The 11,690-nt window shown below is 48.4% G+C and carries 11 protein-coding genes and 1 pseudogene; 5 read left to right on the top strand and 7 right to left on the bottom strand.

Going from position 1 to position 11,690, the window contains the following annotated elements; genetic code table 11:
- Nucleotides 1-2: 2 nt before the first annotated feature.
- From JUF21_RS09225 to JUF21_RS09255, 7 genes are all read right to left on the bottom strand, one after another.
- Nucleotides 3-3,014 (bottom strand): VaFE repeat-containing surface-anchored protein, encoded by a 3,012-nt coding sequence (locus JUF21_RS09225; protein WP_203664182.1) that lies wholly within the window; start codon nt 3,012-3,014, stop codon nt 3-5.
- 207 nt (nt 3,015-3,221) lie between these two features.
- Nucleotides 3,222-4,310: a hypothetical protein gene (locus JUF21_RS09230; RefSeq protein WP_203664184.1), complete on the bottom strand. Its 1,089-nt coding sequence runs from the start codon at nt 4,308-4,310 to the stop codon at nt 3,222-3,224.
- 64 nt (nt 4,311-4,374) lie between these two features.
- Nucleotides 4,375-4,581 carry a hypothetical protein gene (locus JUF21_RS09235; RefSeq protein ID WP_203664186.1) on the bottom strand — a complete coding sequence of 69 codons (207 nt, stop codon included), beginning with the start codon at nt 4,579-4,581 and terminating at the stop codon, nt 4,375-4,377.
- Nucleotides 4,582-4,703: 122 nt separating this feature from the next.
- On the bottom strand, nt 4,704-4,961 hold the full coding sequence (locus JUF21_RS09240) for a hypothetical protein (protein WP_203664188.1): 258 nt from the start codon (nt 4,959-4,961) through the stop codon (nt 4,704-4,706).
- Nucleotides 4,962-5,517: 556 nt separating this feature from the next.
- Nucleotides 5,518-5,760, bottom strand: coding sequence for a hypothetical protein (locus JUF21_RS12140; RefSeq protein ID WP_203664196.1), 243 nt, complete (start codon nt 5,758-5,760; stop codon nt 5,518-5,520).
- 503 nt (nt 5,761-6,263) lie between these two features.
- Nucleotides 6,264-7,409: a replication initiator protein A gene (locus tag JUF21_RS09250; protein ID WP_203664198.1), complete on the bottom strand. Its 1,146-nt coding sequence runs from the start codon at nt 7,407-7,409 to the stop codon at nt 6,264-6,266.
- Complete coding sequence (locus JUF21_RS09255) at nt 7,406-7,852, bottom strand: replication initiator protein A (protein WP_203664200.1); 447 nt, start codon at nt 7,850-7,852, stop codon at nt 7,406-7,408. Before JUF21_RS09255 ends, JUF21_RS09250 begins: the two co-directional genes overlap by 4 nt.
- 505 nt (nt 7,853-8,357) lie before the next feature.
- On the opposite strand from JUF21_RS09255, the gene JUF21_RS09260 reads away from it, so the two are divergent.
- The 5 genes and pseudogenes from JUF21_RS09260 to JUF21_RS09280 all read left to right on the top strand — a co-directional run.
- Nucleotides 8,358-9,188 carry a ParA family protein gene (locus JUF21_RS09260; RefSeq protein ID WP_203664202.1) on the top strand — a complete coding sequence of 277 codons (831 nt, stop codon included), beginning with the start codon at nt 8,358-8,360 and terminating at the stop codon, nt 9,186-9,188.
- On the top strand, nt 9,185-9,586 hold the full coding sequence (locus JUF21_RS09265) for a hypothetical protein (protein ID WP_203633320.1): 402 nt from the start codon (nt 9,185-9,187) through the stop codon (nt 9,584-9,586). The genes JUF21_RS09260 and JUF21_RS09265 overlap by 4 nt, the downstream gene beginning before the upstream one ends.
- Before the next feature lie 302 nt (nt 9,587-9,888).
- Nucleotides 9,889-10,620, top strand: coding sequence for a hypothetical protein (locus tag JUF21_RS09270; RefSeq protein WP_203664204.1), 732 nt, complete (start codon nt 9,889-9,891; stop codon nt 10,618-10,620).
- A gap of 20 nt (nt 10,621-10,640) precedes the next feature.
- On the top strand, nt 10,641-11,300 hold the full coding sequence (locus tag JUF21_RS09275) for a hypothetical protein (RefSeq protein ID WP_203664206.1): 660 nt from the start codon (nt 10,641-10,643) through the stop codon (nt 11,298-11,300).
- Nucleotides 11,301-11,610: 310 nt separating this feature from the next.
- Nucleotides 11,611-11,690 (top strand): annotated as a pseudogene (locus JUF21_RS09280) (IS6 family transposase); the annotation flags it as partial.

An 11,690-nucleotide genomic window follows, 5' to 3' on the forward strand; every position in this document is an offset into this window, starting at 1 on the left:
GACTAAGCCCGCTTACGCAGCAGGTAGAAGGCAATACCCGCAGCACTAATCAGCGCAACCACACCCAAGGCCAGCAGTGCGCCATTCAGGGAGTCGTCAGTCTGGGTCAGCTTTGGTGCTGGCGCGATGTGAACCGTTTGGCCCGCGTCGTTGATGTCAGCGTGGCTCGCAATCAGCTTACCATCGTGGTAGAGGTCTTCAAAAGCAACCACGTCGTGGCCGCCAAGGGAGCTGACATCGAACGTAAAGGTCATAGTCACCTTCATGTCCTTTGCGGTAGCCTTGAACGTCTTTACAGCCGTCACTTTCTTGCCGTTGATCAGAACCGGCTTGCCAGTGGCTTTGTCCATCAGGTAACCCTTGACGGTGTAGGTCTTGCCAACCACGAGGTCGTTGAACTCAACAACGTCGTTAATGGTCATGTTCCGGCTAGCAGTCACCGTCTTCTTGCCGTCAGAGGTCGCTGTGGTGTGCAGCTCAATCTTCGGGAAGTGAACGGTTTGGTCTTTGTCGTTGATGTCTTCGTGAGAAGCAATCAGCTTACCATTGTGGTAGAGGTACTCAAAAGCCACAACGTCCTTGCCAGCCAAAGCGCGGCCGTCAACGACAAATTCAACGTCAATCGTGCCGTCAGCCTTTTCGGCTTTGAAGGTCACGGTCTTGGAAACTTTGGAGCCGTCGGCGTTCTTAACGAACGATCCGTCGGTGTAGTGCAGGTAGCCCTTGACGGTGTAGGTCTTGCCAACAATCAGATTGTGGTAAGCCACAGCATCCTTAACGGTTACCTTTTCTTCTGGAACAACTTCCTTGGACCCTTCAGAATCCGTTGCCGTAGTGTGCAACTCGATCTTCGGGAAGTGAACGGTCTGGTCTTTGTCGTTCACGTCTTCGTGAAAGGCCATTAGATTGTTGTTGTGGTAGAGGTTTTCAAACACAACCACGTCTTTGCCCGCCAACAGGCGGCCATCAACCGTGAAGGTCACGTCGATGGTGCCTTCGGTCTTCTCAGCGGTGAAGTAAACCGTCTTGGAGATCTTTTCGCCCTTCGCATCAAGGACAAAAGAGCCATCCGTATAGTGCAGGTAGCCGGTCACGGAGTAGTGCTTGCCGACAACCAGGTTGCTGTACGCGACAGCATCTTTGATGGTGACGTCAACTTCCGGCATCACCTGCTTGTCGCCTTCGTCGGAAGTAGCCGTCGTGTGAACCTTTGGGGTAACCACTTTGACGGTCTGGCCTTCATCGTTGATGTCAGCGTGGCGAACAATCAGATTGTTGTCACGGTATAGATCTTCGAAAACAACAAATTCTTTGCCCATTGCCTTAGAAGTATCAATGGTGTAAGTCATGGTAACCGACCCGTCGGCTTTGTCAGCGACGAACGTCTTTTCAGCAGTAATTTGGTTGCCCTTAGCGTCAAGAACGACCTTACCTGTGGCCTTATCAATCAGTTGGCCCTTAATGGTATAGGTCTTGCCAACAATCAAATCATGGTAAGCCACCACGTCGTTGATTGTGAGATCAGCATCTGGCAGGACGTCATGTGAGCCGTCTAAGTCAGTCGCCGTGGTGCCCATCTTTGGTGTGGAGAAGATGATTGTTTGACCTTCGTCTTCGATGTCATTGTGCACCGCAACCTCGCGGCCGTCACGTGACAGTGTTTCAAAGGCCACAACAGTCTTCCCTGCCAGCAAGTGAGCATCAAACGTGAATGGCACTGCGATGTACCCGCTAGTAGTCTTGGCCGTGAACGAAACGGACTTGGTGACCTTGTTACCATTGTCGTCAAGCAACGCTTCACGTGTGTTCTTATCCATCAGCACACCAGTTACGGTGTACTTCTTGCCGATCACGGCGTTTTCGTACTGCACGCGATCAGTGATGGTCGCTTGCTTGTGTGGTTCCTGAATGTGAGTACCATCTTCTGAGGTAGCCGTGGTATGAATCGTTTCCGGAACCCGTTCGTTAGTGGCAGTCAGATTGATGGTCTTGCCAGCATCCGTTGAGGCAACGCTGAACTTTTTGATCGTAGAATCCAACTTGAAGCCATTGACCGTCTTAGTTTCTTGATACGTCCAGTTACCAGCCATTTCAGAGACGCTCTTATTGAGGCTGATCTGGCCCTTGGCATCCGTGGTGGAGTCACCATAGCTCTTACCATCCTTAGTGAAATGGAAGGTCACGCCAGCCAATGGATCATTCTTACCTGGGTCGGTGGAAATGTCGTATTTCTGAAGATGAATACTAACGTTCTTAATGACCTTCACAGTAACCAGAGTACGTGCCGAAATTGGGTCTAGCAACGGCCACATTACATTTTGCTTGGTCGGATGTGTGAAGTAAATCGGTGTACCAACGTAGTTTTTGTCAATACTGGGAATGTAGGAAATAGTCCCATCAGTTGATTTAGCATTAGCGGTTAAAGTCAATTTATTGCCACTCTTTGAAGCCGTCACCTTGGCACCATTTGTGTACGGAGAATTTGCAAAATTCGCGAATCTACCAGTTGTATCTGTCAAGGTTACGCTTTGTCCTACGCTGAGGGTGATTTGCTTGTTTGTGAACGATGGAAATCCCATAAAGGTGTTCACCTTAGCATTAACATTCTTTTTGAACGTATTGTACTGACTCATCGAAAGTGTTCCGCCCATGGACTTCGGCTTGCCACCCAGTGCCTCCCAAATCATGTAATTGGTCGCCATCTGGTTCTTCAAAGACTTTTGCTTTTGATACCCGTAATATGCAATTGCAGATATTTTCTTCTGTAACGTGCCAGACTGATTATATTGCTTATAACCGCTAATTCCTCCGGTTTGGCCTAGTGGCGTGCCTAACTGAATACAGAAGGCCACCGGCCCGGAAGCATTGCCCACTCGGGTCCCCCAATAGCCGTTGTCTTTAATTGTTTTGCCATTTTGAGTCCACGTGGATGACTGATAGGAAATGTGCATGTTAGGATCAACGTAAATCGTCGCAGCCTTGACCGGCTGAGCAGAGACAATTTTTCCCGACAAAAAAAGACCAGCGACGACGCCGGCCCCAATTCCTAGCCAATGTATGATGTGCCCCCAAGGACACCTTTTCTCTTTAAACATTTTTTGTTCTCCTCTCTTGAAAGTCTAACCAACAGCCTACAATCAATGATGGTGCACGGATACTTGTCATAGTTTTCTCCCCACAAAAAAAGCCTGACTAGTTGTCAGGCAAATCAGATGAATTGTTTAGTCTGTGAACTCCCACGAATACATCATAGTCCCGTCCTGATATGGAACGGAGTATGCATGCGCTATGCGAGCTCTACCAGCATCAAGTTCTCTGTCTAAAGCTTTGTTCATTGCGGCCATTGCCGCTTGCATTGTTGAGCAAACGCCATTGGAGACATTCCACCCAGCTTCTGGCGCATGTGGCTTCTTAGCAGGTTGTGGTTTGGTAGCCTTCCTGGATCCAGTTGAACCCCCAGTAGAAGGACGGTTTGTTGAGCTATGCGAGCTTGAGGCTGCTGGCCGCGAATTTGTGGTGCTACTGGTGGTCGTCCGCCCCGTTGTTCGTGTAGCAGTCTGGCTACCGCTTGAGGCCGTAGTCCCTACTGAAGTGTTCTTCTTAGCAGCGGCTTGGGCTTGCTGCGCTGGCGTTGGGTTCTTAACTTCAGCCACAGTTCCATCGGTCTTGGTTACTGTGCCATCCGCCGCTTCTTTTGGCAACTTCGGCAACCAATAATCCGCAAATGCCTTCACATTAACAGCCTTGATGGCTGTGGCCGCCGCGTCAATCTTTTGCTGATCAGGATCACCAGTAGTTGCAGCGGTCACTGTCTTAACGGCTTTTACTTCTGCATCAATTAAATCAACATCTGCTTTGATGGTCTTAGAATACTTTGGCAATGTCTTCGCCACAGCGGCGTATTGCGTAGACAGAGTGGTATTGTCATACTTCGCATCCGTGATCACTTGCTTGTCGCCTAGTGCAGTTTTGATGCTGGCTTGAATAGCAATGACGTGCTTAATTGCTGCAATGCGATTCTTACTTAACTTCAATGTCCTCTTTTGACTCTTGGTTAGATCACCACGGAGCTTGTAGACTTTCTTGTACTGCTTGCTTGCAGCAGCGACCTTAGCCTCAGTAACGTGCTTACTTGGGAGCTCGTACAGCTTGTTCTCGAAGAGACCCCGTACATTCTTTTTCAGAGTCTCTATCGCAACCGTTGTATCATCATTGGTGGTTGTCTGGGCTGTGGTTTTTGCCCCGCAGGCCGTAAGCGTCAGTGCTGTCATTAGGATCAGACTTCCTGCCGTGATTGTCGCCTTTTTCATTTCTATCTCCCCCATATCCTCGCGATTTATCCAACAGCCTATCCAATCAGCCAGGCGCTCTTTTCTATTGCATCCTTTTGAGCTTCAGCTTTGCATCCAAGTAACGTTGTTCCTCATCTGGAAGTACCGGCCTTATCGCATCTGTTTCACCTGGCTTCAAGGCTGTTGTGTAATACCCGTGATCAACCATCTTGTAGCGAACACCCTTAGCCAAGGTCTTAATTGGCCGCCCAAGGCCGTCAAATATTTGCTTTTCTTGTTCTTTGAGCATATCATCGTCCTCCTTAGCGGCTTACATAGCAACACACTGTCCTGAGTTTGGAGGATTCGTCTTGTCGAGAGGCGAAAAGGTACTGCAACACTGTGTTGTCGTGTAAGCCGCTAAATTAGCAACTACACATGTACCGCTTCTGGGTTCTTATCCAGAATCCAAAACGTATCGACGCGGTTATCATGCTTCTTGTAAACTCTTGTTACACCCGTGGCCAAGCGCGTCACGTTGCTCAAAATACCAACCTCTGATACGGTGATTGGGCGCCCATTCGCTTGCCGGTACTGAGCATAATCCTGATAGGTCGCACTACCTGAGTGCTGCTTTAGAAAGTCGGTGAGTTGGCCCACCACTAATTGTACACGTTCTGTCTGTCGCATTAGTTTACCTCCTACGGTTCGTACTTTTGCGTGTGAAATATGCCTACGCTTAACACGTAGGGTTTAACGTTTTCGCTACTTCCGTTTAGTTTTTAGAGTACATATTGTTTTATTTTGACATCAGCATTTCATCCGGCTTTAGGCTCTGAGTCGGACTGACCTTAGCAGCTATGCTGCATGACAAGGGGCTTTTGGCGTGCGCCCCTACGACCTTTCCTGCCTTTTCATGTCCTCGCAATGGCATTCGCCGTCTAGCGATTAAGTGCAACGCTGTTAACATCAGCGCCCATCAAGTGCCTTGCCGCCTATGCGACTAGTGAGGTGGCTCGTTTTGAATCTGGGTCACGTCTTCTTGTAGTGTGCGTGGATCTCACGCGAATCTTTCCCTGGCTGAGTGTCCCGCAGTAAGAGTGACCAGAAGCGGGCAGGGATAAAGGTATTCAGTTGTCAAAGGACGGACACGTCTACGGCTAGCGGCATTAGCCGCTAGTTCAACGCGTCATAGAGGTGGTGTGCTGGTTAAGCGCACGCATATTTCACACACGTTGTTGCTAGATTAGATTGCGCCTGGCGGTATCGTCGTCAGTTTGTCGCGCGGATGTTTCCGGTGTGCGATGGCACGATGCTGCGAGTTATACACGGTACGGATGCTGGGATAGATACGCTCTAGAAGGACATGCTGGCCCTGGAAGCGATCGTACAAACGACCGTCACCCAGATTGATGAAATAGCGGTGATCCCAGGTGCGGATTGCTGCTGCACTATGTACTAGATCTTCAATGGCTACATATCTTCCCATTTTTGCACCCTACCCTTGCTTTAAGCATTAACCTCCGCCACATAAATTGCGAGTGGGACGAGAAAAAGGGAGGTCACAGGCTTCCCCGCGACCTCCCTCGGTACATCCTTCACTTACAGTTTCCCTGCTTGAAGCGATGGTGCTGCTTCCACACATGGTAAGCTTGTAAATGCTGTAGATGTACAGTAGGGGGTAGTCACTCAGGAAGTTTTGATTCCATCGTGTGACTCCGAATTTGCGCTTAAACCGGGTTGATAGCCCGGTCAGCACTTTCGGTTAGCCCACTTTTTTTGTGCCATGAAGACACTCGCAATTTACACCTTCAGAATATCAGGCCACTTGCAAAAGTCAACTGTAAATAATTTTCAATATTTCGTAAGCACTATCCCGAAGGCCATTATGTTGCGCAAACTCTTGTGGAATCCCAACGATATCAAGCAAAACCCAGTAGACCGAACACGTGTTTGGTCTACATTCGTATAATACCGCACAATTTCAACAAGTCAAGCATTCACCTGTTTGTGCTCGCGTTGACAACGCAGAATCCGATTAGCTTCACGAGCTTCCATCCGGGCCTGCCTACCTGTCTGCACGTCAGCAAAGCGATTTTGCAGGTCGCTCAAGGCGTCTCGGTCAGCCTCGTCTTTGGCTTGAAGATTGAGCTGGCGCACAGATTCATTCTCAAAGAGTTGCTTCATTGCGCCGTAAAGATAATTATCCACGTTGCGGATAGAACGCTCTTTGCGCCCGTCTAGTTGGTCTTTCCAACGCATAACCACACGTAATAGCGCCTTGTTGATCTCGTCTTGCATGTCTTCAGTGAGCAGGTATGTGTCGTATTCAAGCTCAGCATCGCGTTTTGCGTTTAGGATAATCCCTACTCGCTCACGAGCTTCTTTGACAGTATGACTCCACTTACCAATCAGCTGAAGACTGCTGCGACTCAAAATATCGCCGGAAACGGCTGGATCAATGCTGTCTGCGAAGTTATCCAGCAGCATTCTTTCTAGCGCATCATCGTGCTCAGGCGAAAAGGATGGCTTGCGCGGTGGGTTTTGCTCTTTTCCCTTTTCCGGTGTCGAAGACTCCGTGTTTGAAAAATCGGCATTGGCAGTCTCTTTAAGGTCTCTAGTAAGGTCTCTAGAAGTAAGTTCTAGATTGTTTCCACTTTTCGGAATTCCGGGAAGTGGAAGTCCTTTATCCACGGCGTTTTTGGGGGTTCCACTTTCTGGAACTCCGCTTTCTGAAATTGAATGGAGCGCTGCTTCTACTGGATCATGATTGTAGTTTTCACTAGTATCAATTTCGAGCTCAGCGAGATAAAGGTGATTCGGTTGATTCAACCCGAGTTGCTTTTGGGCAAGTAACCCCGCTTCCTCAAGCTCGTGTTTAACTTTGACGACGGTGGAGTGACCGCAATTAAGAATACTTTCGAGGTCTTTAATCGTGTAGATGAAATATACGTTGTCATCAGCGTCAACCCAGTTGTTCAGAACGGAAAATTGCAGGCGATCCTGTAATGCCATATAGGCAATCTTTGCCTTGTCACTGAGCGTTCGATACTTGTCAGCATAGAGAAGAGCCGCTGGGAATTTGAAAAATTGCCGTTCGTAAACAATTTGCTTCTTCACGAAGTGAAACGCTGTCATTGGATCCACCCCCTTGCCGAGTCATCAAGCGGCATGAACTCGGTTGCATTAGATTTCAATTTGTTCTCAATCGTGGCGACGTCATTAAAATGATCAACGGGTTGTCCAATGTACAAGTGGTTAGGCATGTTTTGCCCGACCCTTACTTGGTAGAGCAATCCCACGTCACTCAGGGAATGTTTGATGGCAGCGACTGTGCCTGTGGCTGTGATACGTAATGTTTCTGCCAAGTCAACGTTTGTGTAAATACAGAACACGTTCCCATTTTCGTCATAGCAGCCGTTACGAACTGACCATTCAAGTCGATCTCGGAGAACTACATAAGCAAGTTTGGCAGAGCTAATGAGTGATGAATATCTTCGGCCATAAATCAATGTTTTGGGAAGTTTGAGGAAGTCTGGAGATTCCACCTCTGGTTTTGAGTAGTATATAAATCTTTCCACGATAACTGCCTCCTGTTTTTCTGGGACACGCGAAAGAGTCCCCTGCGATTCCGCAGACGACTCTAATCACAAACAGAAGTAGTTCGAGGTAAATATAACCTGCCACATTCTATTGTGCAACTTTGAAGCAACCTCACTACCAAAATTCCAGAGAATGCGGTAGAATATCTTTGCAGAAGATTTTGGTTGCTCGGTCTACGGATCGGGCTATTTTTATGCTTTAAGAGTAACCGTAAGCAGCGGATTTGTAAATGTTTACTTTTGGCATGGTTTGCTTACGGTATACTGGTATACCTAGGACTTCCTCAGATTGGGAGTATACGGGTATACTAGTATACCTACTATGATTGGCTATGCACCGCAAAATAGGCGAGAAATTTAGTTTTTAGTATACGAGTATACCAGTATACCGGTATACCAGTATACCAAATATTTTTCGGTATACCATTGCAATGGTTATGTTATGGTGGTAGTATGAAGCCATAAACGAGAAGGCGGTGGCATCATGGCAACAACATACGTGGTAGGTAATTTCAAAGGCGGCGTAGGTAAAACAAAACTCGTCACCATGCTGGCTTACGAGAATGCGGCAGTAAAAGGCAAACGTACGTTAGTGGTTGACCTGGATCCCCAGGGAAACGCGACAAGTATTCTTGCGAAGACTGGTGACATTCCAGTAATTGAAAGGAATATTACCAACGGGTTCATTGATGGTGACCTGACCAAGCAGATTACCAACATTCTCCCGAATCTAGATATCATAGGTAGCAACACAGCTTTTCGCTCACTACCTAAGATTTTGATGAAGAAGTTTCCTGATGATGATCTTTCTGCAATGACCTATCTTAGGAAGCTGTTAGAACCCTTGCAGGCGTCATATGATTCAATTTATCTGGATGTGCCGCCGACCATCAGTGACTATTCCGACAATGCAATGATGGCAGCGGACTACTGCATTATTGTCTTGCAGACTCAGTCCTTGTCTTTGGATGGTGCCAAAACATATATCGCCTACATGCAATATCTCGCAGATACCTTCGACTCCAAGCTTGATATTCTCGGCATTGTAGCGTGCATGCTGCGCCCTGGCGGCCGTGTTGATGAGTCAATCATTGAGGAAGCACGTCAGACCTATGGCAACAACGTACTGTCAACGGTTATCCGCTATCAAGAGCGGCTCAAGGCTTACGATGTAGAGGGTATCCACGTTGGCGAAACAAAAAGCGGATTAAAGGACTCCTGGGATATTAAAGCACACGGTGTCTTCGTAGACGTGCTTGATGAGCTCAATGCTCACGAAGATGTGTTCCGTAAGATGAAGGAGGCCCGACAATGAGCGATTTCAAACCAATTATTCAACACAAGAATGCTAGTAGCAGTTTGAAGACAAAGGACGTTCAGATCCAGGGCACGAATGACTTTGGCATTGGTAACGTCGAACTCGCGAATGTAAAGTCGGCAAAAGAGACAACAGATCCAGCTAAAAGTAAAGATCCAAGATATAAGGCCAGCACTACTGCTAAGCTATCGCCATACGAAAACTTGCGGTTACAGACCTTAAAGCCATTCATGGCCGAAACCGAGGAAAGCGACACCAATACAATCAACGATATTGTGGGCTTGTTGATCAATTCCTATGTAGATAAGCGGCTCTCCTCGCGGCAATCAGAGGCATTTGAGAAAATAGTTGAGATGCAATTTGAGCAGATGAAATTTAGCACGAAGAAGAAATAAGCCAGTATACCAGTATACCAGTATACTGGTATACTTAATATGAAGGCTGCTTTCTTACGGCTACTCAAACAGAGAGACGGCGTGTTATTGGATGCCTGACTGAGGAGATGGGTATACTGGTATACCAGTATACTGAGCACGAAATTAGTGCTTGTCATTTTGGTGAGAACGTCACAGGGTGCTGCCGATTGTTTGGACCGCGAATTATACTACGCGCCCAAATCTCACACAGTTGCAATGAAGAAGCTAGTGTGTACGTGATAAGCCGGGGAGCGGCTGCTTTTCTGGCTAGGGGGGGAAACATGTCAGTAACAAAGAAAGATTTGTATGCAGCCTATGCAAAACACACCAAAGAGGGGCTTGACGATCTACATGAACCCGGCAGCGACCCGGATTGTGCCGTGTGCGATGAGATCAACTTGATTTCCTTGCAACTTGAAGGCCATCCTGATGCCACCAGCGCGGTTCAACTAGAAACGGTTGAGCCACCCACGCAAAAGGCGATCCCTATGGTGTGGGAAGTAGAAGAAAATGATGGCTCCGTCAGCATTATCCGCACTGTCACGCACCGACAAGAACAGAGTGTGCTTGCCCGTGGCAAAGAGCGGCGAAAGATTGGCTCAAGTGAGACCCGTAGACTTGTCATCTCAATAGAAGGAACTAAGGTCACCACGCTTGATCAGGCAATCAAACGAATGGGCCGCGCTGGCGGCACAATCGCAACATGGGGTGAGATTGAACTTGCCAAAGGGACGGCCTTGCGTAAGCCAGGACAGCCAGATCAGTACGTTCAGTTTGATGGCAGGAACCTCGCTGCTATTCAGAAAATCGCTGAACCGGCGAACGCGCATTTCACCAAAAAGCATGACAAGATTCAGGTTGACGCTTATGCGGGCAGCAAGCAGCCGAGTTTCTCCCTGGAGGTTGGCGACATACTAATCAGGCTTGCTACCGGCCGACTCCTAGCCTTGTCACAAACGGATTTTGAAGCGCTTTACGATTATGATAGCCAGACGGGCTGGACGCTCGCTTAACAGCGTCAAAGGAGGACTGGATGGCAAAGAAGATACAGATTAGGCGGCGGGACATGCAGGTGCCAGGGCAACCGCACAGGAAGGCACCGATGCCGGTAGAGCCGAAATCCAAAAAGCCGAAGATCTCGGAGCGAGAGGTAGAACTGAAGCGGCAGCGGACGGCCCTTAACCGCGTAAAGCGTGAACTGCGGGGGCTTGTTGACAATGCGCCAAAGGACAAGAACCCGCAGCGTTACGCGGTACTGAAGCGGAATACCACTATCGCGATTGCCTACTTCCTTGCCGACGACGGCTCATTGAACCCACACACCTACAAGTGGCTGGTTCCAGAAAGGATTGACCTATCTGGTGCACGCTTCGGCCAGATTATCAAGGTGCCAGGGCGAGAGGGTGAGCCGCAGTCGGCACTCTACGCATACAGTCACGTCGGACAACAGCGCCGCTATCGCAGCGGCAAGGTGGAACCATCGGCCGAAATGCTGACACTAACAGACGAGATGGCCACGCCAGCACAGATCAAGGCGATGGGTCACCGGGTGACAGAGCTGGGCGATAAAATTGCGGCTCACCGCAAGGAGTACGAAGGACACCGGAAGCTTACCCGAGCCGTCGCCCGGAAGCGGAACCGGCTGCGAAACAAAGTAGCTAAACTAAACAAGAAGGTCAAAGACCTACAATAGAAAACGGAGGCTGTAAAATGGAAGGCACAACGCAATTAACAAATTGGATTAGCTGGGCACTGGACATTGTGCTTGATAATCTATTGCGTATCTTGAACGCTCTTGGGTACCTGATCATAGCCCCATTTCAATATGCCTTCTCGCACGTCTTGAACCCCATGTTCAGCTATATCCTGCACGCAATCTTTGGCAACAGTCTACGGGCGTGGCTATGTTTCTAGGAGTCCTGGTAGTGATTTTGGGGTTCTGGTGCAAAGTTTACTCAGGGAGAGTGCATCCTGTATCATGAATTGAAACTGGAGGTTTTCAGATCACTGATCATTTTAAAGGACGGCAATTCAATCAATCAGTGATTACTTTTGCCGTAGGCTACTACTTGCGTTACAACAT

The sequence above is a fragment of the Lacticaseibacillus sp. 53-4 genome (assembly GCF_016861805.1).
In the GTDB taxonomy this organism is placed as follows: Bacteria; Bacillota; Bacilli; order Lactobacillales; family Lactobacillaceae; genus Lacticaseibacillus.